The sequence below is a fragment of the Pseudomonas graminis genome (assembly GCF_900111735.1).
GTDB classification, from domain to species: Bacteria; Pseudomonadota; Gammaproteobacteria; order Pseudomonadales; family Pseudomonadaceae; genus Aquipseudomonas; species Aquipseudomonas graminis.
Genome location: NZ_FOHW01000010.1, coordinates 34700 through 57438, shown reverse-complemented (window position 1 = coordinate 57438; position 22739 = coordinate 34700). Strand labels below are relative to the sequence as shown.

At 61.2% G+C, this 22739-nt stretch carries 19 protein-coding genes; 10 read left to right on the top strand and 9 right to left on the bottom strand.

Translation table 11 applies throughout. The features are described from left to right. Nucleotides 1–349: 349 nt before the first annotated feature. Both BMY98_RS09860 and BMY98_RS09855 read right to left on the bottom strand, forming a co-directional pair. Nucleotides 350–1390, bottom strand: coding sequence for an AraC family transcriptional regulator (locus tag BMY98_RS09860; protein WP_074888069.1), 1041 nt, complete (start codon nt 1388–1390; stop codon nt 350–352). A 3-nt stretch (nt 1391–1393) separates the two neighbouring features. Beyond that, nucleotides 1394–2545, bottom strand: coding sequence for a carbon-nitrogen hydrolase family protein (locus tag BMY98_RS09855; RefSeq protein WP_074888066.1), 1152 nt, complete (start codon nt 2543–2545; stop codon nt 1394–1396). A 343-nt stretch (nt 2546–2888) separates the two neighbouring features. Here BMY98_RS09855 and BMY98_RS09850 point away from each other — a divergent pair, with 343 nt between their 5' ends. Further along, nucleotides 2889–4928: an NADPH-dependent 2,4-dienoyl-CoA reductase gene (locus tag BMY98_RS09850; protein ID WP_074888063.1), complete on the top strand. Its 2040-nt coding sequence runs from the start codon at nt 2889–2891 to the stop codon at nt 4926–4928. Between the two features lie 95 nt (nt 4929–5023). Here BMY98_RS09850 and BMY98_RS09845 read toward each other — a convergent pair whose 3' ends face one another. From BMY98_RS09845 to vgrG, 6 genes are all read right to left on the bottom strand, one after another. After that, entirely contained in the window at nt 5024–5662 is a 639-nt protein-coding gene (locus BMY98_RS09845) for a DUF2931 family protein (protein WP_074888059.1), read from the bottom strand. Then, nucleotides 5659–6201 carry a hypothetical protein gene (locus BMY98_RS09840; protein WP_074888056.1) on the bottom strand — a complete coding sequence of 181 codons (543 nt, stop codon included), beginning with the start codon at nt 6199–6201 and terminating at the stop codon, nt 5659–5661. Before BMY98_RS09840 ends, BMY98_RS09845 begins: the two co-directional genes overlap by 4 nt. Nucleotides 6202–6319: 118 nt before the next feature. After that, entirely contained in the window at nt 6320–6958 is a 639-nt protein-coding gene (locus BMY98_RS09835; RefSeq protein ID WP_074888052.1) for a DUF2931 family protein, read from the bottom strand. Next, entirely contained in the window at nt 6955–7632 is a 678-nt protein-coding gene (locus BMY98_RS09830) for a hypothetical protein (RefSeq protein ID WP_139214468.1), read from the bottom strand. The genes BMY98_RS09835 and BMY98_RS09830 overlap by 4 nt, the downstream gene beginning before the upstream one ends. After that, nucleotides 7619–8128 carry a DUF2931 family protein gene (locus BMY98_RS09825; RefSeq protein WP_245760046.1) on the bottom strand — a complete coding sequence of 170 codons (510 nt, stop codon included), beginning with the start codon at nt 8126–8128 and terminating at the stop codon, nt 7619–7621. Before BMY98_RS09825 ends, BMY98_RS09830 begins: the two co-directional genes overlap by 14 nt. Nucleotides 8129–8253: 125 nt before the next feature. Further along, complete coding sequence (gene vgrG / locus BMY98_RS28060) at nt 8254–12279, bottom strand: type VI secretion system tip protein VgrG (protein WP_074888042.1); 4026 nt, start codon at nt 12277–12279, stop codon at nt 8254–8256. Nucleotides 12280–12518: 239 nt separating this feature from the next. Between vgrG and BMY98_RS09815 the strand changes: the two genes are divergently transcribed. From BMY98_RS09815 to BMY98_RS09800, 4 genes are all read left to right on the top strand, one after another. Then, nucleotides 12519–13547, top strand: a complete 1029-nt coding sequence (locus BMY98_RS09815) for a 1-aminocyclopropane-1-carboxylate deaminase/D-cysteine desulfhydrase (RefSeq protein WP_074888039.1) — start codon at nt 12519–12521, stop codon at nt 13545–13547. Between the two features lie 150 nt (nt 13548–13697). Then, complete coding sequence (locus BMY98_RS09810) at nt 13698–15038, top strand: MFS transporter (RefSeq protein ID WP_074888036.1); 1341 nt, start codon at nt 13698–13700, stop codon at nt 15036–15038. Nucleotides 15039–15190: 152 nt separating this feature from the next. Then, complete coding sequence (locus BMY98_RS09805; protein ID WP_074888033.1) at nt 15191–16429, top strand: MFS transporter; 1239 nt, start codon at nt 15191–15193, stop codon at nt 16427–16429. After that, complete coding sequence (locus BMY98_RS09800) at nt 16423–17706, top strand: arsenic transporter (RefSeq protein ID WP_074888030.1); 1284 nt, start codon at nt 16423–16425, stop codon at nt 17704–17706. The genes BMY98_RS09805 and BMY98_RS09800 overlap by 7 nt, the downstream gene beginning before the upstream one ends. Here BMY98_RS09800 and BMY98_RS09795 read toward each other — a convergent pair. Then, nucleotides 17669–18700: a DUF1853 family protein gene (locus BMY98_RS09795; protein WP_139214467.1), complete on the bottom strand. Its 1032-nt coding sequence runs from the start codon at nt 18698–18700 to the stop codon at nt 17669–17671. The genes BMY98_RS09800 and BMY98_RS09795 overlap by 38 nt on opposite strands. A gap of 175 nt (nt 18701–18875) precedes the next feature. Between BMY98_RS09795 and BMY98_RS09790 the strand changes: the two genes are divergently transcribed. Genes BMY98_RS09790 through BMY98_RS09770 form a run of 5 tightly spaced genes read left to right on the top strand, consistent with a single transcriptional unit; the run spans nt 18876 to nt 22723 of the window. Beyond that, nucleotides 18876–19766 (top strand): NAD(+) kinase, encoded by an 891-nt coding sequence (locus BMY98_RS09790; protein WP_037011709.1) that lies wholly within the window; start codon nt 18876–18878, stop codon nt 19764–19766. Beyond that, entirely contained in the window at nt 19766–20737 is a 972-nt protein-coding gene (locus BMY98_RS09785; RefSeq protein ID WP_074888027.1) for a metallophosphoesterase, read from the top strand. The genes BMY98_RS09790 and BMY98_RS09785 overlap by 1 nt, the downstream gene beginning before the upstream one ends. Beyond that, nucleotides 20734–21606 carry a rhomboid family intramembrane serine protease gene (locus BMY98_RS09780; RefSeq protein ID WP_074888024.1) on the top strand — a complete coding sequence of 291 codons (873 nt, stop codon included), beginning with the start codon at nt 20734–20736 and terminating at the stop codon, nt 21604–21606. Before BMY98_RS09785 ends, BMY98_RS09780 begins: the two co-directional genes overlap by 4 nt. A 29-nt stretch (nt 21607–21635) precedes the next feature. Further along, a complete protein-coding gene (locus BMY98_RS09775; RefSeq protein ID WP_074888021.1) occupies nt 21636–21896 on the top strand; it encodes a YeaC family protein in 261 nt (86 codons plus the stop codon). Next, nucleotides 21893–22723: a DUF2797 domain-containing protein gene (locus BMY98_RS09770; protein WP_074888018.1), complete on the top strand. Its 831-nt coding sequence runs from the start codon at nt 21893–21895 to the stop codon at nt 22721–22723. Before BMY98_RS09775 ends, BMY98_RS09770 begins: the two co-directional genes overlap by 4 nt. The last annotated feature ends 16 nt before the right edge of the window (nt 22724–22739 follow it).

The following is a 22739-nucleotide window of genomic DNA, read 5'->3' as shown; positions in this document are numbered from 1 at the left end:
GGCTACCCCGTCATCGCTCAAAAAACTGACAGTCAGGAAAAAACGAACTGCCAGACCCAGGCCAGGCTAACAATCACTAGGGCCGTCGCCGTTTATCCGCGCGCGTCTAGTGTTCAACGGCCCTTCATTTTTTGTTCATGAGGGCACTTTAGGGTTGGGTTCGTAGTCAGTGAATCTGCAGCTGAATGACTCAGCGACACAAGAACCCCATCGATCACAAGAACCCGCCACGAGGGCGCGAAAATGGACGAGTACCAAGAAGAACTGCTGGAATACCAGGCGTATGAATTGGACCCGCTGGAACCAGCAGAAGACGCCACCGAGTTGTAGGAAAAATCACGGCTGCCAGTCAGAGCGACTGGCGCTGGCTGCGACGAAACGCACCGGGCGTCTGTTCGGTCCAGCGTTTGAAGGCCCGCTGAAAGGCTTCGGCCGACGCAAATCCCAACAAGTAAGCGATTTCGCCAAAGGCCAGTTCGGTGTCCCGGATGTAGGTCATGGCGAGGTCGCGCCGGGTGTCATTGAGGATCGCACGAAACTGCGTGCCCTCGTCCGCCAGCTTGCGGCGCAGGGTCCAGGTCGGCAGTTTCAGTCGCGCAGCCACTTCTTCGAGATCCGGTTCACGGCCTCCATTCAACAACGGCCCGAGCAATTGGGTGATGCGCTCGCGCAGACTGCGGGTGCGCGTGAGCTGCTCCAGTTCCCGTTCACACACCTGCAGCAAGTGCCGCCAGGTACTTGGCACGTGGTCGGGATTGCGCAGGCCAAGCTGCTGCTGGTTGAGGCGCAGCTGATTGACGCCCGCGGCGAAACTCACGGGCTGCTCGCAGAGCGCGGCGTATTCAGCAGCGTAGGCGGGGGCGTCGAACTCGATCTCCAGACATTCGGCTCTCAACGTCGTCCCGCTCAGGGTCGACAGTTGATGCAGCCAGCCGCCGAGAATCGAATCCACCACGAAGCGGTTGTAGTCGTTGTACGGGCTGATGGAATAGAAGCGCAGCCAGGCGCCGTTGCTGTCTTCGTGCAGGCTCGACTGGCCGCGATAATTCGAGCCGTACAGCGGTTCGAAACGAATCAGCGTGCGCGCCGCTTCACGCACGGTCGGCGCCTGAGCTGCGGTGATGCCGGCCAGCCCGGCGTGGCTCAAACGACTGGATTGACCCATCCGCAGTCCCAAGGCAGCCACGCCGGTCAGCTCAATGGCCCCATGGCCCAGGCGCATGTAGCGCGGGATCGACAGCCGGGCGCCGGCTTCTCCCAGTCGCGCGGCATCCAGGCCGTATTGCAGCAGCAGCGGTTGCGGGTCCTTGCCTTCATTGTGAACAGCGTCGGCGAGGCTGTGGACGAAACCTACGGACAAATCGCCCAGACGCACGCGAGGGGAGGTCATCGGTTACAACCACAGATTGATCAGGCGCGCGCCATACCCGGGGCGTACGCCTTTCTGGGCTGCGCTGATGGACTGCTCGGCGACGCTTTGCCCGCCGCGACTGGCGAAACTGTGACCGGCGCTGCCTTGATCCCAGAATTGTCCGCGCATGAACACGCTGATGCCGGCCTTTGCGGTGCTGGCCGGTGTCAACGCCAGTCGACGCCAGGCTTCACCCTGGGTGATTGGCTTGGCACCCAGGTTCAAATGGGCCGCCAGCGCCTCGTGCCTGTCGCTGCGCCAGGGTTGCGACCAGCTGTCCGTGCCGGCGACGTAGGCCGGTACTGCGATCAGCTCGACGCCGCTGGCATTGAGGCGCGCGTAGTTGTCGGGGTACCAGCTGTCACTGCCGATCAGTGTCGCCAGCCGCCCGGCGGGGGTTTCGATCACGTTGAGCGGCGCGTCCTTGCCGGGACGGATGTAGCCCCGCTGATTCCAGCCCGGGAACAACTGACGCTGGGGCTGCCCGAGGGGCAGGCCGTCCGGGCCGAACACCAGGCTGCTGTTATAGAGTGCGCCATGGCCAGTACGCAGTTCGCCGTTTTCCACGTGCGGGCTGGGCAGCACGATCGAGCCGGCCACCACCGTCACGCCAAATTCCTTCGCCAGCCCACCGAACACGTTTTGATAATCCTGCGCCATGCTGTGCGCCTTCATGCGCAAGCGTGCGTCCTCGAAGCGGCTGCTGCCCCGCGCGTGAATCGCTGCGTCGATAAACAGCAGCGGGTTGCTGAACGCCAGCCAGTTCATCGCCTCTTGGAAGGTGGTGGCCTCGTAGAACTGGGCCTTTTCGTCCACCGCCAACAACCAGGTGCCGATGTGCTCGGGCAGCACCACGATGGTTTTATCGTTGAGCAGCCCATGGTCGCGGGCTTGCACCAGATACGACGCCAGCTTGCGATGCAGGCGTTTGACGCTTGAATAATCGGAAGGGAACAGCTCGGGTTGAATGCCCAGCAGGTTGCCGCGCTCGCCGGGTTGCCCGTCGTTGATGACCAGTTGAATGCGCAGGTCCGTCAGGTAATGCCCGACATGACGCTTGCTCGTCCACAGCCCATAGCTGACGAGAAGAATCACCAGCACTGCAGCGGTAAGTGAGCCGAGAACTTTGCGCATGAAGAAAGGAGAACTGCCTCTGAAGAAAGCGCGCAGGGCGCCATGACGTTGCCGGAAGGCTACGGCAAAACGCTGCTTTGGAGAAGACGCCCGGCTGCCTGGGGGTTGGCGAGACACTAGTAGGGGGCTGCGTCTCGCATGGCGTTAGTAGAAATGCGCTGGATAGAGACTGACAGCAAGGACTCTGCGCGGTTTGATCATTAACTTGTCGTTTTCGGTCATTGAGCGGCCGCTACTCGCTGTTTACTGTCTGTGTCATACACAGGCCGTCATTTCGGCCCTGACTGACTCGACGGGCGCCACAGAGCGCTCGCGTCCCGTGATGATGCTCGATGGAGTTTTTATGGCCGCCCCCCACTACCCGCATTTGCTCGCACCCCTGGACCTGGGTTTCACCACGCTGCGCAACCGCACCCTGATGGGCTCGATGCACACCGGGCTCGAAGAGAAGCCGGGCGGGTTCGAGCGCATGGCGGTGTATTTCGCCGAGCGCGCACGGGGCGGGGTTGGCTTGATGGTCACCGGCGGTATCGCACCGAACGCTGAAGGCGGGGTGTATTCGGGGGCGGCCAAGCTGTCGACGCCGGAAGAAGCCGCCAACCATCGCATCGTCACCCAAGCCGTGCATGAGGCCGGCGGCAAGATCTGCATGCAGATCCTCCACGCCGGGCGTTATGCCTACAGCCCCAAGCAAGTGGCACCGAGCGCCATTCAGGCGCCGATCAACCCCTTCACACCCAAAGCGCTGGACGAAGAGGGCATCGAGAAGCAGATTCAGGATTTCGTCACCTGCGCGACTCTGGCGCAAACCGCCGGGTACGACGGCGTCGAAATCATGGGCTCTGAAGGTTATTTCATTAACCAGTTTCTCGTCGCCCACACCAACCATCGCACCGACCGTTGGGGCGGCAGCTATGAAAACCGCATGCGCCTGCCGGTGGAGATCGTGCGCCGCGTGCGTGAAGCCGTCGGGCCGAATTTCATCATCATTTATCGCCTGTCGATGCTCGACCTCATTGAGGGCGGCAGCAGTTGGGAAGAAGTGGTGCAACTGGCCCAGGCCATCGAGCGTTCGGGCGCCACGCTGATCAACACCGGCATTGGCTGGCACGAAGCGCGGATCCCGACCATCGCGACCAAGGTGCCGCGCGCTGCCTTCGCCAAAGTGACGGCGAAAATGCGCGGCTCGGTGTCGATCCCGCTGATCACCACCAACCGCATTAATACCCCCGAGGTCGCCGAGCAGATACTCGCCGAAGGTGACGCCGACATGGTCTCCATGGCGCGCCCGTTTCTCGCCGACCCCGAGTTCGTCAACAAGGCTGCGGCCGGTCGCAGCGACGAGATCAATACCTGCATCGGCTGCAACCAGGCGTGTCTGGATCATACCTTTGGCGGCAAGCTCACCAGCTGCCTGGTCAACCCTCGCGCCTGTCATGAAACCGAGCTCAATTACCTGCCGGTCACCCAGGTCCGGAAAATCGCCGTCATCGGTGCCGGTCCTGCCGGTCTGGCCGCGGCGACTGTCGCCGCTCAGCGCGGGCATGATGTGACGTTGTTCGACTCGGCCAGTGAAATCGGCGGGCAGTTCAACATTGCAAAGCGCATTCCGGGCAAGGAAGAGTTCTTCGAGACCCTGCGCTACTTCGGCCGCACGCTGCAGACCACCGGCGTTGACCTGCGCCTGAACACCCGCGTCACGGCCGATGACCTGCTTGGCAAGGGCTATGACGAAGTGATTCTGGCCACCGGCATCGCGCCACGAACGCCCGCCATCCCCGGCGTCGACAACGCCAAGGTGCTGAGCTACCTCGACGTGATCCTGGGCCGCAAGCCGGTCGGCAAGTCCGTCGCCGTGATCGGCGCGGGCGGCATCGGCTTCGACGTGTCGGAATTCCTCGTCCATCAGGGCGTCGCCACCAGCCTGGATCGCGATGCGTTCTGGGACGAGTGGGGCATCGACACGCATCTGGCGGCGCGAGGCGGTGTCGCCGGGATCAAGCCTCATCCCCACGCCCCGGCGCGTCAGGTGTTCCTGCTTCAGCGCAAAGCCACCAAGGTCGGCGACGGACTCGGCAAAACCACCGGCTGGATTCATCGCACGGGGCTCAAGAACAAACAGGTGCAGATGCTCAACAGCGTGGAATATTTGAAGATCGACGACGCCGGTTTGCACATTCGGATCGGCGCGGAAGGCGAGGAGAAACTGCTGCCGGTGGACAACGTGGTGATCTGCGCCGGGCAGGATCCGCTGCGTGAACTGTATGACGGATTACAGGCGGCGGGGCAGAGTGTGCATTTGATTGGCGGGGCGGATGTGGCGACCGAACTGGATGCCAAACGGGCGATTGATCAGGGATCGCGGTTGGCGGCGGGGTTGTAGGGGGTTGGGTTCTGGCGGGTGATGTGGCTGGTGGGTTTGACGGAGTTGGATCGCGTGCCGCCAGGGTCTGTGGGGACTCTGGCGGTTGAGGGGGATTACCAACTGCCATACGGAATGCCGTGCTGGTCGACGTAGGCTTTGTTTTCAGGTTCGAGTGGGATGTACTTGCCCTTGCTCGCCCCACGATAGGGTCCGAGCGGTTCGATTTCAGCCTGAAAGCGGCCGACCTCCTTATGCTCTAAACACCCCGATCCGACCCAGACCTTTGCGATGCCTCCGGGCGCCATGCCCAAGCTTATGGTGTCCCGATATAGAGTGACGACTTCCTGATCCCAGCTACAAAACTCCCGCTGTGGCTTGATCATTTCATCGCGTACCCATTGGGGTATGTTGATCAAAACTTTATAGGTTTGTGGTTCAACTAAGGATTGCCAGCGCAGAAAAATTTGATCTGGCAAATCGACGTTATTGATGGGTTTGGACTTGCCTCCTCCTTTGTGCCAGCCATCCGGCTGACCCGTGTAGCTAGCGACGCCACCGTGCACGCGAAAAAAGGCAAGGCCGCGCTGATCCAGCACATCAACCGTCTCCACCCACACCTCCATATTTTGGGGCGCCGCCAACCCTACATACCACGCCGGATACGGCAGCTTCGGTCTCGCTGGAAGTGGAGAGTTAGCTGCACAGGCACTCAGGCTGATTAGTAATCCCAGTGCATACGCCAGGCGCCTCATTCGGGATAACCTTCTTGCGGACGATTGAGGTGCACGTTCCTACGATTCAGCGGCGCCGGTTTGCTGAATAGAAAGGGGCCCTCTGGAGTCCAGTGCGCGGACAGGTGGATGTAACGTGCTCGTAGCAACTCCTCTTGCGCAGGCTCAAGGCGTACGAGCCGGTCCGTCATTACCTGCTGCAAGATTCGCTTAGCGATAGGCATAAGCTCCTCTGGCACTGCGAGTTCAGGCCGCGCTTCCAGACCCTTGAAGGGAACGCCGTGACGTATCCCCAGCTCACTCATGACACGCAGTGCAATCAGGCTCAGTTCGCCATGCACTGGGCGTTCAAGCAGCACTGTTACCCAGTAGTCCTGCATGACCGGCTCAACTTTCCCGCGAGGGTTAGTTGCTGCTGGCCAGGCTTTCACAGCAACGTTGCCATCGCGCGCAACGCTTGACTCCCGCAAGACCTTGGCGTCCGCCTCTGCACGAACCCATGCGGCATGAGATTCAATCCTTTGACCGTCCGGAACACTGGCCTTGCAGGGCTGCGTCATCCACAACTTTTCTCGTGCTTGTGGGAGATAGCCCCCGCCGACATCAGAGTGAGCGCCGCACTGGATTCTGAGACGTTCATTTGTGCGGTGGCGCGATGGGTGCGAGGCCGCAGCAGCATTACCAACTGCCATAGGGAATACCGTGTTGGTCTATCCAAGCCTGTGCTTCTGGATTTGGTGCACGGTAAAACAGCCCTTTTCCGTCTTGGTTGGGCCCCAGCGGCTCGATTTTCGCCTGGTAACGGCCGACTTCCTTAAAGCCCAAACATGGCCCGCCGACCCAGACTTTCACGATCCCTCCTGGGGCCATGCCCAGCGTAATCGCGAAACGGTAGTCGTCTATCCATTCTTTTGAGCCTCGGCAATAGACCCGCTCCGGCCTAACCATCTCATCCCGCACCCACCGAGGTATTTGTATTCTTGCCCTGTAAGCCTGTGGCTCTACCAGTGACTGCCAGCGCAGGAAAATTTGTTCAGGAAGATCGACGTTATTTATGGGTTTTGACTTGCCCCCTCCTTGATGCCAGCCCTCGGCCTTCCCGGTATAACTTGCGACGCCGCCATGCACTCGAAAAAATGCAAGGCCGCGCTGATCTAAAACATCCACAGACTCTACCCACACTTCCATGTGCTTTGGTGCGGCCAGTCCTACGTACCACGCCGGATAAGGCAGCTTGTGGAGGGGCGGGACTCTGGACTCACTCGCACAACCGGCAAGGGTCAGCAGCAAGCCTGCCATATAAATTAGCCGTTTCATTCTGGATAACCATCTTGCGGGTAATTGAGGTGTACGTTCCTACGATTAAGCCGTGCCGGTTTGCTTAACAGAAAGGGACCCTCAGGGGTCCAGTGCGCGGACAGGTGGATGTAACGTGCTCGGAGTAGTGCTTGGTGCGCAGGTTCAAGTTGTACAAGCCGACCTGTCATTACCTGCTGCAAGATTCGCTTGGAGATAGGCAGGAGTTCATCCGGTAGCTTGAAGCGTTTATCCGTATCGGGAATGACGTCGAATGGAACGCCGTGGCGTATCCCCAGCTCACGCATGACACTCAATGCAATCAGGCTCAGTTCGCCATGCACGGGGCGTTCGAGCAGCACGGTTATCCAGTAGTCCTGCATGACCGCCTCAGCTTTCCCGCGAGGGTTAGTTGCTGCTGGCCAGGCTTTCACAGCAACGTAGCCATCGCGGGCCACGCCTGATTCGCGCAATGCTTTGGCGTCTGCCTCTGCACGCGCCCAGGCCGCATGGGACTCAACCCTTTGACCGGTCGGAACGCTGGCCTTGCAGGGCTGCGTCATCCACAGCTTTTCTCGTGTTCGTGGCAGATAGCCTCCGCCGACATCGCAGTGGGCACCGCACTGGATTCTGAGACGTTCATTTGTGCGGTGGCGCGATGGGTGCGAGGCCGCATCAGCGTTACCAACTGCCATACGGAATGCCGTGCTGGTCGACGTAGGCTTTGTTCTCTGGTTCGAGCGAGATGTACTTGTCCTTACTAGCGCCGCGGTAGGGACCGAGCGGCTCGACTTCGGCCTGGTAACGGCCGACTTCTTTGTAGCCCAAGCAAGATCCACCCACCCAGACTTTAACAATCCCCCCCGGCGCCATTCCAAGGGTGATCGCGTCGCGATAGTCCTCCTCCCATCTGCCTGCCCATAAGCAAAAGGCTTGCTCTGGCTTGATCATCTGATCGCGCACCCACTGCGGTATCTGAATACTGATCTTGTAGGCTTGCGGCTCGACCAGGGATTGCCAACGCAGAAAGATTCGCTCAGGAAGATCGACGTTGTTGATGGGTTTCGACTTGCCCGCGCCATTTCCCCAGCCCTCCGGCTGACCGGTGTAACTCGCGACCCCACCATGCACACGAAAAAAAATCAGACCTCGCTGATCGATCACATCAACCGTCTCCACCCACACCTCCATATGTTGGGGAGCCGCCAGACCGACATACCATGCTGGATATGGCAGCCTGGGGGGCGGTGACATTGAGGGGCTCATTGCGCAGGCAGTCAGACTGATCAGTAACCCAGCCACTAAGAGCAGTCGCTTCATTCTGGGTACCCTTCTTGCGGGCGGTTGAGATGCACATTCCTACGATTCAGCGGTGCCGGCTTGCTAAGTAGGAAGAGGCCTCTTGGGGTCCAGTGTGCAGACAAATGGATGTAACGCGCTCGCAGCAATGCCTCCTGTGCAGGCTCAAGTCTTACGAGCCGGTCAGTCATTACCCGTTGCAAGATTCGCTTGGCAATAGGCACGAGCTCGTCCGGTATCGCAAGTTCAGGCCGCTCCTCCAATCCCTTGAATGGAACTCCGTGACGTATCCCCAGCTCACGCATGACACGCAGTGCAATCAGGCTAAGTTCGCCATGCACCGGGCGTTCAAGGAGTACGGTTATCCAGTAGTCCTGCGTGACCGGCTCAACTTTGCCGCGGGGGTTAGTTGCTGCAGGCCAGGCTTTCACCGCAACGTAGCCATCGCGAGCCACGCCTGATTCGCGCAGTACCTTGGCGTCCGCCTCTGCACAGGCCCAAGCGGCGTGGGATTCAACCCTTTGACCGGTTGGAACGCTAGCCTTGCTGGGCTGCGTCATCCACAGCTTTTCTCGCGCGCGTGGCAGATAGCCCCCACCGACATCGGAGTGGGCGCCCGGCAGTCCGATCTGGAGGTGCGTGTGGTGCACGTTGTTAAGAGAAAAGTCGGCGCGGTACTCGTGGAGCGCCTGTAGCTGAATGACCTGCCGCGCGCAGTCGGGTGGCAGGTAGAGATTGACGCAACGATTAACGTCGTCGCCAGGACTAAAGTCGCCATGTAGAGGGTCTGAGATGGCCGCAACAGTATCGAACAGGCCAATCAGATTAATGCTGACGTCAGATGCTGCATCAAAACTCTTCAACAGCCCGAACCCGCCGACTTTGAGCATATCTTCAAATATTCCACGTGCAGGCTTCAGCAGTTCATTGGCACAATGCCGGGCAGCCGCCGCGCCACGACTGAAACCGAAAATATCGAATTCGATCTGCTGGATATAAATTCCAGGATTTTTTTGGCGAAAACGCTCCAGCTCCTTCGCCGCCAAAGTTGGCGCTTGCAGAACTCGTGCTACGACACCCGTTTCACCCTGCCCGAGAGCTTGGCCAACCAGCATGTCGTCCTCGCCGCCACTACGAGTGCCGATCCCTTCTATGTAAGCGGAGATGTAGGCGCTTGTTTGGTCTGTCTTAACCGGAGTGGTGCTGTTATCCGGATACAAGTCATACAAATACGCCACATTGCTCGGCGCATTCCCATAACTGTTATTCGGCGCGCTGTTAAACGCACTCCCGTCAAACTCCCCAAACCCATACTGCTTGCACGTCGCGGCGATGCTCTCCAGCTCTTCACGGCTGAAGCTGTCCAGATCCGATTGTCGGCACTGCGCGGTCGCCGCCGCATTACTTTGATTATTCCCCGTCCCGTCAAAGAACAACCCGATGCGCAGCGTGATGCCTTCGGTGATTTCCTCTTCCTCTTCTTCCTCCTCCAGTTCAGGTGTGGGACGCGGCTTCAGTCTTTCTTCGGACTGCGGAAAGTCGATCGCCACATGTCCGGGCAGCATCGTGTGGACGGGCATGGTCTTCCCGTCCTTGTCGGTCACGCCGTTGAACACTTCGCCGTTCTGCGTGGTGATCCGGTAACGGACGAAACGGGCGGCGGCTTGTTGCGCGTCGACCAGGGTGTACCCCGCCCCATAGCCATAAGGTATTGGCGTCACCGGTGTCGTAAGCATGGTGGCACCGGCCTTCAGCACATAAGCGGCCCGGTGATAGATATTCCCCGGCGCGCCCAGCTCGATCTCGCCATCCTTGATGCGGATGAACGCGCCGCCGCAACTGAGGACGAGTTCCTTCGGGGCGCTGATTTCGATCCGGCCGGCGAGGCTTTCAATCTTGATGTCGTGCTGGGCGAGCGCGTGCAGTGCGGCACTTTGTGCGTGAAGCTGGACGTCGCCCTGAACCGCTTTGATTTGCAGGCCCTTGGTCACAGCGCACAGGCTGATCGCACCCTCGGCGGTACCGGTCATGTTGCGTCCGGCACTGATATCGGTTGAGCGTGACGAGGTGATGGCGACGCTCTCGCGACCGGAGGACAGGCAGATCGCTTCAGGAGTGACGATGCCGATGCCGGCCGGCGCGTGCAGCAGCAGACCGGGCTCGGTGAGGTGAGTTAGCGCGTTGTTCAGTTGCGTATGGCTGCTTGTATCGGCGGGAATGGCGCCCGCACCTTTTGCGGCCTGGGCCATGGTACGGGCCAGGGACAGCGCGGTTTCGAGCTGGTCGATTGCAGCGTCCATGTCGAGCTGCATCCCGTGGGCCCTGGTCTGTTCATCCGCACTGATCAACAGCCCATTCCCAGCCCGAATCGCGCCCCAGCTATCCGTGCGCAATTCAAACCCTTCGCCGCGCTTATCCTTCTCGTTGTCGACCAGATGCCCAAGGTTCAGCTGGCTCTTTCCGCTGTGCTCGGTGCTGAGTTTGATGTGTTCTTTGCCGCGGTCGTCCTCCATCCGCAGCTTGTTATTGGCCGGAGTACGCAGCACGTTGCGTTTGTAATCGCTGCGCAGCAGCGTCACATGGTCGGGATGGCGATTATCGTGAAGGGCATGGGCGATGTAGGGCCGGTCCGGGTCGCCTTGCTCAAACGCGATGGCTACTTCGGTGCCGCAGATCAGCGGCAGGTGCAGGCCGTGGGTGTCGCCCGCATAGGGACGGGCCAATCTAAGCCACAGGCTTTCTTCGCCCAGCTTCCAGCTGTCGCGGTCGAACAGAAAGCTGACCTTGTAACGACCTTCGCTGTCGATGTGGCTGTAGGGATCGTTGGCCAGCGAACTGGTGACACGGGCCGGAACAGTGCCGGCTATCTTAGGTTTTGCCTGCAGAGGCGGCCGGAAACACACGCTCTCCGAATACGGAATTGCCGCAAAGCTCAGCTCGAAACTGCGGTCCCGCGCAGCATGCAACCGCAATCGAGTGATCACCGCCCCGGGCTCAAACGCTCGCGGCGCATCACCGGAAATTGCCAGCACCTGCGCCAATCCCAACGAAGCACTGCTGCTAATCCCGGTCAGCCGAGTCTGGTTATTCAGATACTTCTCATGCCGCAACCGGGCATAGAAAAACCCGCTTTCGCCTTCTAAATCCTCGTCCTGATCCAGCTTGTCGCCCAATACGCGATACGGCTCCGCATAGCGATACGCCTCGCCATAAGTTGTGGTGTCACCCCGCGTCTGATCCACATCCCCATCCAGCCATGCGTTCGCATCCCGATGGTGGTAAGCCCGAAAGTGAACGTTCTTCTCCACCACTTCATGACTGACTTGCAGCCCCCAAACCCCGTCGGCTCCGCTGCTGCCCAATCCCGACTGAGGCCTGAACGGCAAACTGATCCGAGGGCGAACGTAATGCCGCTGATCGTCATGAAACTCGACCACCGCAATCCCCAATCGCTCGTCATTGGTGAAGCGATACCAGATCCCCACCTCGGCCAACAACCGCGCAATAAACGAAAGATCACTCTCGCCGTACTGCATCACCTGCTCGCGCTTCGGGTACTCCCGCACCAGCGTGAACAGAAAATCCTGCCCTTCGAAATCATGCCGAGTGCGCAAGATGCTTTCGACAATCTGCGGCACGGATTGGTGCTGATAGATCCGGAACTGCCGCCCACGGCCCAGCAACGCCAGCCGCGGCTGCAAAGTAATCTCGTATCTGGCCTCGTCAGCAGAACCGGAAAGCCGCTTAAAACCCGTGACCACCCCATGCAACGTCCGAAATGCTTCAACCCGAGGCACCGGCAAGCCACGAATCGCAACAGGCAACGTATGTGCCGCAGCATGCAGGCTGAACTGAGCGGTCTTCCCCAGCATCCGCTCGGCGCCGATGTCCTGCTCGACCGAAGTAAATTCCACGCGATAAAGAAACGGCCGGCTCAGCTGTTCTTCACCTTCAAAGGCTAAAACGTCGAGGGCGATAGGCAGGCTGTGAACAACCAGTTTATGGCGACTGTGATCGAAGAAAGGCGGCAATACGGTGAGCATTAGGGGCGTCCCTGGCAGGAAAATGCGCCTCTGACCGATCCGTAAAGAACCGATCAACTCGTCCATGAGAGAGGGCTGAGGCGGGCGAAGATGACGCTTTTCAAAGCGTCATTCCATAGGGGAAACACGAACCGGACGCGTCCTAATGAAGAACAAGAATTCCCCTACACAGCCTCCAAAATCGAGACCCCGCGCGACGAGTGCTAGACTCCCGCACCGTCCATTGCCCGACCGATTTCATGTTTGCTCCCTCATCACCACTCCCTCGTGCACCGCTGCAACCCCTCCGTTTCGACTGGCTCCAGGCAGCCGGCGTGGAGGCGGCGATCCTGCGGCTGGACCTTGTCGACCCCCTGATCAGCGGCAATAAATGGTTCAAGCTCAAGCACCATCTGGCGGCCGCCGAGCAAGCCGGGGCGCGGGGTGTGATCAGCCTGGGCGGTGCGCATTCCAATCACCTGTATGCGCTGGCGGCGGCGGGCAAACGCTTTAGGTTTGCCACAGTGGGGCTGTTGCGCGGGCACGCGGTCGAGACGCCAACGGTGCTGGATCTGCAGGCGTTCGGGATGGAGTTGCACTGGCTGGGTTACGCCGGGTATCGCGCGCGGCATGAGGCGGATTTCTGGGTGCCATGGCGCGAGCGTTATCCGCATCTTTACCCGGTGCCTGAAGGCGGCGGCGGACTCGACGGCGCGGAGGGCTGCGCTGAAATCGTTCAGCAGGCGCGCAGCCAGCTCGGCGTTTTGGGGTGGGAAGATTATGACTGCTGGTGGCTGGCGTGTGGCACTGGCACCACCCTTGCCGGACTGGTGCTCGCGGAGGTGGGGCAACACGCGGTGATTGGCGCGATGGCGGTGCCTGAAGGTCATGGGGTTGAGGGCAATGTGGAGGGCATTCTTGAGGCCTTCGCGAGCACGCACGCTCCCACAGGAGCTGCGTCGTTGTCGAAACCAGCGACCTTGGCCGAACGTGATCAAAAGCCGCTTAACGCCGCTTTGCCTGCCAGCTGTAAACCTCAGGGTTACCGCCTGCTCGACGCCAGCCGTGGCGGCTTCGCAAAGACCGATCCCGCGTTGCTCGATTTCATCGCGCGCCACGAAGCCGAATCCGGTATCCCTCTCGAACCGCTGTACACCGGCAAGGCATTGCTTGCCCTGCATGACGAGGTGGTCGCGGGCCGGATCGCCAAGGGCACGCGGCTGATTTTCCTGCACACCGGGGGATTGCAGGGCAGACGGACTTTCGAATCTGCGTTGGCACATCCCTGACGCCGGCCCGAGCATCCGGGCACTGGCACGAATCCTGCGGACCACACCCTCCGATAGGTCGGTCCTGAGTACGTCGGCGGCATTTCTGGAGTCAGGCGGGCAGGGCGCAGTGCCGATAATCGGATCTTTCCCACGCGCGCCGAGGTTTCCATGACCACTCCCGTCCTTGAGCAGGTTGATCCTGCCACCCTGAGAAAAGTCATCGTGGCGGCCGCCATCGGCAATTTCGTCGAATGGTTCGACTTCGCGGTGTACGGCTTTCTGGCGACGACCATCGCCCAGCAGTTCTTCCCCAGCGGCGATGCCAGCGCGGCGTTATTGAAAACCTTCGCGGTGTTCGCCGTGGCCTTCGCGTTTCGGCCGCTGGGCGGGGTGTTCTTCGGCATGCTGGGCGACCGCATCGGCCGCAAGCGCACGCTGGCGTTCACCATTCTGCTAATGGCCGGGGCGACGACGATCATCGGTCTGCTGCCAACCTACGCGGCAATCGGCGTCATGGCGCCCGTCTTGCTCACCCTCATTCGCTGCGCCCAGGGTTTTTCTGCCGGCGGCGAGTATGCGGGGGCGTGTGCCTACTTGATGGAACACGCCCCGCGCACGCAGCGGGCGTGGTACGGCAGCTTCGTGCCGGTGTCGACCTTTTCGGCGTTCGCGGCGGCGGCGATCATCGCCTACGCGCTGGAAGCCTCTTTGAGTGTTGAGGCCATGGGCAGTTGGGGCTGGCGGCTGCCGTTTCTGATCGCCGCGCCGTTGGGGCTGGTCGGGCTGTACCTGCGCTGGAAACTGGACGAAACCCCGGCGTTTCAGGCGGTCAAGCAGGAACACGCGGTTGCTCATTCGCCGCTCAAGGAAACCCTGCGCAACCATGGCGCGGCGATCTGCTGCCTCGGCGCGTTCGTGTCGCTGACGGCGTTGTCGTTCTATATGTTCACCACCTATTTCGCGACCTACTTGCAGGTCGCGGGCGGGCTGAGTCGGGCGACCGCGCTGTTGGTGTCGTTGATTGCCTTGCTGTTCGCCGCCGCGATCTGCCCGGTGGCCGGGGCGTTTTCCGACAAGGTCGGGCGACGCAAGACAGTGCTCAGCACCTGCGTCCTGCTGATCGTGGTGGTGTATCCGTCGTTTTTGATGGCCAGTTCCGGGTCGTTCGTGGCGTCGATCGTAGGCGTGATGTTGCTGGCGATTGGCGCTGTCCTGTGCGGCGTGGTGACGGCGGCTTTGTTGTCGGAGACTTTTCCTACGCGTACCCGTTACACCGCTTCGGCGATCACCTACAACATGGCGTACACCATCTTCGGCGGAACGGCACCGCTGATGGCGACCTGGCTGATCGGCGCGACGGGCAGCAACCTGGCGCCGGCGTTTTACCTGATCGTGATTGCGCTGCTGGCGCTGGCGGGCGGGCTGGCATTGCCGGAGACGTCAAAAGTGTCACTGCATGAGGTGGAGGGCTCGTTGACGGCGCGGGGGAGACTGCAGACGGCGATCTGACTGCCGCCCCTGCTTCACGCAACCCAACGCACAAATCAGCAACAAAACATGGCAGCGGCGCCCCAAAAAATGGCACATTGGCGGCCCCTTGTGCCGCTGACATGTTCTGTAACGAGTCCCGACGGCGCATCAACGTTCGATGGATGGACCCGATGGCCGTCACCAGCCCTGCAACCGTGCCCGCGACCGATACCCAACCCGTTCCCGCCTCGCAATCAACGCAATCCAGCCCTCTGGTCATGCGCATCATTGGTGCAGTGGCCTTGGCGCACCTGCTCAATGACCTGATTCAGTCGATCCTGCCTTCCATCTACCCCATGCTGAAGGCCTCCTACGGCCTGACTTTCACCCAGGTCGGGCTGATCACCCTGACGTTCCAGGTCACGGCGTCGTTGCTGCAGCCTTGGGTCGGTTATTACACCGATCGCCACCCCAACCCGCTGGTGCTGCCGGTGGGCTCGTTGTGCATTCTGGGCGGTGTGATGATGCTCGCGACCGTGGGCAGTTTCCCGCTGATCCTGCTCGCCGCAGGGTTGATCGGCATCGGCTCGTCGACCTTTCACCCCGAAGCCTCGCGCATTGCCCGGCTGGCCTCAGGCGGGCGCTTTGGCCTGGCGCAATCGACCTTTCAAGTGGGCGGCAACAGCGGTTCCGCCATCGGGCCGCTGCTGGCGGCGGCGATCATCATCCCGTTCGGTCAGGGGCATATCGCCTGGTTCGGGCTGGTGGCGCTGTTTTCCGTGGGCCTGCTGTACGCCATCAGCCGCTGGTACAAATCGCACCTGGCGCTGTTCAGGATGAAGGCCGGCCAGGCGGCGACCCACGGGCTGTCGAAACGTCGGGTGACCAGCGCGCTGGTGGTGCTGGCGCTGCTGGTGTTCTCCAAATATTTCTACATGGCCAGCTTCACCAGCTACTTCACGTTTTACCTCATCGACAAATTCCAGCTGTCGGTCGCCAGCTCGCAGCTGCACTTGTTCATGTTCCTGGCGGCGGTGGCGGCGGGCACGTTTTTCGGCGGGCCGATCGGTGATCGCATCGGGCGCAAGGCGGTGATCTGGTTCTCGATTCTGGGCGTCGCGCCGTTCACCATCGCGCTGCCCTACGCCGATCTGTTCTGGACCAGCGTGCTCAGCGTGATCATCGGTTTCATTCTGGCCTCGGCGTTCTCGGCCATCGTCGTCTACGCCCAGGAACTGGTGCCGGGCAACGTCGGCATGATCGCCGGCATCTTCTTTGGGCTGATGTTCGGCTTCGGCGGCATCGGCGCCGCATTATTGGGTCACCTCGCGGATCTTCACGGCATCGTTTATGTCTACACCCTGTGCTCCTGCCTGCCGCTGTTAGGCATCCTCGCCATCCTGCTTCCGAGAACTTCAAAAAGATGTTGATAGCCGTCGCGATTTTTCTGGTCACCATCACCTTGGTGATCTGGCAACCCAAGGGCCTTGGTGTCGGCTGGAGTGCAACGTTTGGCGCAGTGCTCGCGCTACTTTTCGGGGTGGTGCACCTGAGTGACATCCCCCAGGTCTGGCACATCATCTGGAACGCGACCGGGACGTTCATTGCGCTGATCATCATCAGCCTGTTGCTCGACGAGGCCGGGTTTTTCAACTGGGCGGCGCTGCACGTGGCGCGTTGGGGCAACGGCAAGGGCAGGCGGCTATTTGCGTTTATCGTGCTCCTCGGCGCGCTGGTCTCGGCGCTGTTCGCCAATGACGGCGCGGCGCTGATCCTCACGCCCATCGTCATGTCGATGCTGCTGGCGCTGCGCTTTTCGCCAGCGACTACCCTGGCTTTCGTGATGGCGGCAGGGTTCATTGCCGACACCGCGAGCCTGCCGCTGGTGGTCTCCAACCTGGTCAACATCGTGTCCGCCGACTATTTCGGCATCGGTTTCAACCGCTACGCGTCGGTGATGGTGCCGGTCAATCTGGTCAGCGTCGCTGCGACGCTGGCAGTGCTGATGCTGTTCTTTCGTCTCGACATCCCGAAGACCTTCGACGCCTCGCAACTGGCCGAGCCGTCTTCGGCGATTAAGGACCGCGCGACCTTCATGACCGGTTGGTGGGTGCTGGGGATCTTGCTGGTGGGCTGCTTCGCCCTGGAACCGCTGGGGATTCCCATCAGCGCGATCTCCGCCGTGTGCGCCGCGATCCTGCTGGGCATCGCCGCCAAAGGCCACCGCATTTCGACGCGCAAGGTACTGAAAGACGCGCCGTGGCAGATTGTTATTTTCTCGCTGGGCATGTACCTGGTGGTGTACGGCCTGCGCAATCAGGGCCTGACCGATTACCTCGCAACCTGGCTCGATCGTTTCGCTGAACATGGTTTGTGGGGGGCGGCGATGGGCACGGGCGTGCTGACGGCGCTGCTGTCTTCGGTGATGAACAACCTGCCGACGGTGCTGATCGGCCTGTTGTCCATTGATGCAAGCCACGCCCACGGCGTGCTGCAGGAAGCGATGATTTACGCCAACGTGATCGGCAGCGACCTGGGCCCGAAAATCACCCCGATCGGCAGTCTTGCCACTTTGTTGTGGCTGCATGTGCTGGCGAAGAAGGGCGTGACCATCGGCTGGGGTTATTACTTCCGCGTCGGCATCGTGCTGACCGTGCCGGTTTTGTTGATTACCCTCGCGGCGCTGGTGCTGCGACTGAGTCTGTAACGCGGCGCGCATCCGGCAGGTTCGGCCACAGGTCCGACACCAGAAACAGCCGCTCGGCCTCTTCCCAGTGGCCGTCGGCGTGGCGCATCAGGCGCACCAGCAGTTGCGCCGGCGCCAGCGGGTCGAGGGCGTCCAGCCAGTTCTGAAACTGACGCGGTGTCCAGGCCTCGTCGCAGCGCGCCGGCGCCAGCCAGGCCGGACGCGGCAGCAATTGCCAGCGGTCCTCCAGGCTGCTTTCTGCGTACCCGCTCCAGTCCTTTTGATGCAGCCACTTTCCCCGCGGATGCTCAGGGTGTGCCCCTTGAGGGGGAGGGGCAGTCTTCGGCCAGGGATAAAACAGATAACCCCCCAGCCAGAGCGACGCGCTGAAGGTTTCCACGCCCCGCGCGGCGAGTATCGTGGTGCTTTCCGGGCGCGCCGACATGGGCAGTTGATGCTCATTCAGGTGGGCGAGCTTCACATCCAGCCGGTCGACGGCGCCGGGGCCGAGCCAGTGGGCCGGCTCTTCGCCGTCCTGATCCTGCCGCCCCAGATACAGCTTTATCGCCAATTCAATGTGGTGATCGCCGTCCTTATCCCGCAGCAGCAAGTCCAGCTCGCCCAGTGTGCGACCGTCGCCCTGAATCGGCAGATTCGCCGCGAGCAACTCGACGCCGGGCGCGTGCTGGATTGCGAACTGCCAGAGCCGCTCGTAATACAGCCCCAGCCGGCGCGTCGAGCTTCTCGCCAGCCAGGCATTGAGGGCGCTGTCGTCTTGGTCCAGCTGGGTTAAAAAAGCTCCCAGCGCTTCAGGGTGTTGCACCCAGTCGCTGCCGCTGAGGGGGTGACGCTGGGGCCATTGGGTTTCAGCCAGCAGGGGAGGCGACAGGATCACCCACGCCAGGTCCCGCACGGTGGGCGTAAGAAGCTGACGGGGCAGGGCGCTCAGGGTCGGGAACAGGTTCTTCATCGGGGCAGGATAGCGGGTGATGGGCGGTTGCAGCCACCGGATCATTATCGCCGTCGGTGCCCGACACCATTTGCGTGTTTGACGTAAATCTTCCTACGGATGCAATGTTTTTGCGCCGGATTTGAGGTGATAGCACGGAGGGCAGAGCGCTTCATTTGCCGCACCCGACCCCTTCGCCCATAATCGCGTTCTTTACACGCATCAAGCCTGCGGGAGCCCCATGGAGCAATTTCGAAATATCGGCATCATTGGTCGCCTGGGCAGTACCCAGGTGGTGGAGACCGTTCGCCGACTCAAGAAATTCCTGATATCGCGGCACCTGCATGTGATCCTCGAAGACGCCATCGCCGAGGTCTTGCCGGGCCATGGTTTGCAGACGTCTTCGCGCAAGATGCTCGGTGAGGTCTGCGACATGGTCATCGTGGTCGGCGGCGACGGCAGTCTGCTCGGCGCCGCCCGTGCGCTGGCCAAGCACAATGTGCCGGTGCTGGGCATCAACCGTGGCAGCCTGGGCTTCCTCACTGACATCCGCCCCGACGAGCTGGAAGTCAAAGTCGCTGAAGTGCTCGACGGCCACTATCTGGTGGAAAACCGCTTCCTGTTGCAGGCCGAAGTGCGCCGTCACGGTGAAGCGATCGGCCAGGGCGACGCCCTCAACGACGTCGTGCTGCACCCCGGCAAATCCACCCGGATGATCGAATTCGAAATCTACATCGACGGCCAGTTCGTCTGCAGCCAAAAGGCCGATGGTCTGATCGTCGCCACCCCGACCGGCTCCACGGCCTACGCGCTGTCGGCGGGCGGTCCGATCATGCACCCCAAGCTCGACGCCATCGTCATCGTGCCGATGTACCCGCACACGCTGTCCGGCCGGCCGATTGTCGTGGACGGAAACAGTGAGCTGAAAATCGTTGTCTCAAAGGACATGACGATCTATCCACAGGTTTCCTGCGATGGCCAGAACCACTTCACCTGCGCACCGGGTGACACCGTGACCGTGAAAAAGAAGCCGCAGAAGCTGCGACTCATTCACCCCCTCGATCACAATTACTACGAAGTCTGCCGGACCAAACTCGGTTGGGGCAGTCGGCTTGGCGGCGGGAGCGACTGATGCTCGATCCCGCGCGTGGCTACGATCTGATCGGTGACGTGCATGGTTGTGCCCAGACCCTTGAGCACTTGCTCGACACCCTTGGTTACCGCTTTCAGGCCGGCGTCTGGCGCCACCCTGAACGCATCGCCGTGTTCCTCGGCGACATCATCGACCGCGGCCCGCGTATTCGCGAAGCGCTGCACATCGTCCGTGACATGGTCGAGGCCGGCCAGGCGTTCTGCATCATGGGCAACCATGAATTCAACGCGCTGGGCTGGAGCACGCCGGCGCCGCCCGAGAGCGGCCATGAGTGGGTGCGCGAACACACGCCGCGCCATGCCCGTCTGTTGGGCGAAACCCTGGCGCAGTTCGAGCAGCATCCCGGTGACTGGAACGACTTTCTCAAATGGTTTTACCAACTGCCGCTGTTCATCGACGCCGAGCGCTTCCGTGTCGTCCACGCCTGTTGGGATGCCAGCCTGATCGCGCCGTTGCGCAGCGTTCATGGCGACGGTCGCATCGACCAGGCCTTCGTGCAGGCGTCGGCGGAGCCGGGCAGTTTTGCCTGCGCGGTGTTTGATCGCCTGCTGCGCGGCACTGACATGCGCCTGCCCCACGGCATGACCCTGACCGGCGGCGACGGCCTGACCCGCGCCTCGTTCCGCACCAAGTTCTGGGAAGACGACCCGCAGACCTACGGCGACGTGGTGTTTCAGCCTGACGCGCTGCCGGAGCCGGTGGCGCGGCGGCCGCTGTCCCCCAGCGAGAAGAACGCGCTGCTGCGATACGGCGCCAATGAACCGCTGTTGTTCGTCGGCCACTACTGGCGCAGCGGCATTCCCGCGCCGATCCGGCCCAACCTGGCGTGCCTGGACTACAGCGCCGTGCTCTACGGCAAGCTGGTCGCCTACCGGCTGGATCAGGAAACCCAGATCGACCCGGACAAGTTCGTCTGGGTCGACGTCACCCGACCGGAGATAGGTCAATGAGTCCGGTTGCTGTTTTACGCCTGCCGCTTCAAACCGACCTGAGCGGTTTCGTCGAGTTGCTGCGACGCCTCAACGTGCCCCATCGGGTCAGCGAAGAGGCCGGCGAGCAAGTGCTGTGGGTGCCCGATGCACCGCAACTGGCCGATGACGTCCGTCAGTTGTATCAGCAATACCCTGAAGGCGACCCGACCGCGCAGTTGCCCCCGGGCCGTGAAATCGTGACCGTAAGCCGGCCCAGTCCGCTGGTGCAGGTGCGCAACAGTCCGGTGACCAGCGTGATCTTGCTGATCTGCCTGATCGTCGCCGGCGTGACTTTGCTCGGCGACAATTTTGAAGCCTTGAGCTGGTTGACCTTCAACGACTTCCGCGTCAACGGCGAGTACATCAGCTTTTTGCCGGTGGAAACGTCGCTGGGGGCGGGGCAGTGGTGGCGGGTTGTCACGCCGATGCTGATTCACTTCGGCGTGCTGCACCTGGTGATGAACGCGCTGTGGTTCTGGGAGCTGGGCCGGCGCATCGAAATGCGCCAGGGCAGTTGGCAGTTGCTCGGCCTGACCCTGGCGTTCAGCGCCTTTTCCAATTACGTCCAGTATTTCTGGAGCGGCCCGAGTCTGTTCGGTGGTCTGTCCGGCGTGCTGTATGGCCTGCTCGGTCACTGCTGGATCTTTCAATTGCTCGCCCCCAACCCCATGTATCGTTTACCACGCGGTGTTCTGGGGATGATGCTGATCTGGCTGGTGGTGTGCCTGTCCGGCGTCGTCGGTGTGCTCGGGTTTGGCGAAATCGCCAACGGCGCCCATGTCGGCGGCCTGATCATCGGTTGTGCTACAGGTCTTGTGGGCGGTGCACTGGCCCGCCGCAGACATTAAAATCGCCCGCTTAATTCTGGGAGAACCCAATGTCCTCTTTTGTCGAAATGATCGAAAACATCACCCCGGACGTCTACGAAAGCCTGAAGCTGGCGGTGGAGATCGGCAAATGGTCCGACGGCCGCAAGCTGACCCAGGAACAACGTGAGCTGTCGCTGCAGGCGCTGATTGCCTGGGAAGTGCGCAACGTTCCGGAAGACCAGCGCATCGGCTACATGGGCCCGCAAGAGTGCGCGTCGAAGTCGGCGCCGGTGCCCAATATCCTGTTCAAATCGGACTCCATTCATTGATTGAAATCGGCAGAGGCTCCGTCAACAAAATGTCCGCGCGGCTTGAGGCCTCGCGGGTGGAATACGCGTTCCGGCTGGGGGATTCGCAGATTCCGGTCAACCCGCTGATCGGCAAGACCGTGCGCCTTGAATTTCTGGGTGTGATTCATTGCAGCCATTGCGGCAAGCGCACCAAAACCAGCTACAGCCAGGGTTATTGCTACCCGTGCATGCTCAAGCTGGCCCAGTGCGACCTGTGCATCATGAGCCCCGAACGCTGTCACCACGAACATGGCACCTGCCGCGATCCGGCGTGGGGCGAGCAGTTCTGCATGACCGATCACGTGGTCTATCTGGCCAATTCGTCGGGCGTCAAAGTCGGCATCACCCGTGCCACCCAGCTGCCCACCCGCTGGCTGGACCAGGGCGCAAGCCAGGCGCTGCCGATCGTGCGCTGCGCCACACGCCAGCAGTCCGGTTTCGTGGAAGATCTGTTCCGCAGTCAGGTGGCTGATCGCACCAACTGGCGCGCGTTGCTCAAGGGCGACGCACCGGCGGTTGATCTGACGGCGATTCGTCAGCAACTGTTCGAGTCCTGCGCCGAAGGCTTGGTCGCGTTGCAGATGCGCTTTGGCCTGCAGGCCATTCAGGTGATGAACGATGTCGAGCCCATCGAGATCCGATACCCGGTAGAGGCCTATCCGACCAAGATCGTCAGCTTCAACCTGGACAAGGATCCGATCGCCGAAGGCACCCTGTTAGGCGTCAAAGGGCAGTACCTGATCTTCGACACCGGCGTGATCAATATTCGCAAATACACGGCGTATCAACTCGCCGTGCATCAGTAGCCCGTATTAGCAGAAG

Coding starts and splice junctions, on each gene's coding strand:
- BMY98_RS09795 (WP_139214467.1), bottom strand. CDS start 18,700: ATGATCCGGTGGCTGCAACCGCCCATCACCCGCTATCCTGCCCCGATG.
- BMY98_RS09810 (WP_074888036.1), top strand. CDS start 13,698: ATGACCACTCCCGTCCTTGAGCAGGTTGATCCTGCCACCCTGAGAAAA.
- BMY98_RS09780 (WP_074888024.1), top strand. CDS start 20,734: ATGAGTCCGGTTGCTGTTTTACGCCTGCCGCTTCAAACCGACCTGAGC.
- BMY98_RS09835 (WP_074888052.1), bottom strand. CDS start 6,958: ATGAAACGGCTAATTTATATGGCAGGCTTGCTGCTGACCCTTGCCGGT.
- BMY98_RS09785 (WP_074888027.1), top strand. CDS start 19,766: ATGCTCGATCCCGCGCGTGGCTACGATCTGATCGGTGACGTGCATGGT.
- BMY98_RS09850 (WP_074888063.1), top strand. CDS start 2,889: ATGGCCGCCCCCCACTACCCGCATTTGCTCGCACCCCTGGACCTGGGT.
- vgrG (WP_074888042.1), bottom strand. CDS start 12,279: ATGCTCACCGTATTGCCGCCTTTCTTCGATCACAGTCGCCATAAACTG.
- BMY98_RS09830 (WP_139214468.1), bottom strand. CDS start 7,632: ATGGCAGTTGGTAACGCTGATGCGGCCTCGCACCCATCGCGCCACCGC.
- BMY98_RS09775 (WP_074888021.1), top strand. CDS start 21,636: ATGTCCTCTTTTGTCGAAATGATCGAAAACATCACCCCGGACGTCTAC.
- BMY98_RS09825 (WP_245760046.1), bottom strand. CDS start 8,128: ATGGAGGTGTGGGTGGAGACGGTTGATGTGATCGATCAGCGAGGTCTG.
- BMY98_RS09840 (WP_074888056.1), bottom strand. CDS start 6,201: ATGACGCAGCCCTGCAAGGCCAGTGTTCCGGACGGTCAAAGGATTGAA.
- BMY98_RS09860 (WP_074888069.1), bottom strand. CDS start 1,390: ATGACCTCCCCTCGCGTGCGTCTGGGCGATTTGTCCGTAGGTTTCGTC.
- BMY98_RS09790 (WP_037011709.1), top strand. CDS start 18,876: ATGGAGCAATTTCGAAATATCGGCATCATTGGTCGCCTGGGCAGTACC.
- BMY98_RS09815 (WP_074888039.1), top strand. CDS start 12,519: ATGTTTGCTCCCTCATCACCACTCCCTCGTGCACCGCTGCAACCCCTC.
- BMY98_RS09805 (WP_074888033.1), top strand. CDS start 15,191: ATGGCCGTCACCAGCCCTGCAACCGTGCCCGCGACCGATACCCAACCC.
- BMY98_RS09855 (WP_074888066.1), bottom strand. CDS start 2,545: ATGCGCAAAGTTCTCGGCTCACTTACCGCTGCAGTGCTGGTGATTCTT.
- BMY98_RS09800 (WP_074888030.1), top strand. CDS start 16,423: ATGTTGATAGCCGTCGCGATTTTTCTGGTCACCATCACCTTGGTGATC.
- BMY98_RS09845 (WP_074888059.1), bottom strand. CDS start 5,662: ATGAGGCGCCTGGCGTATGCACTGGGATTACTAATCAGCCTGAGTGCC.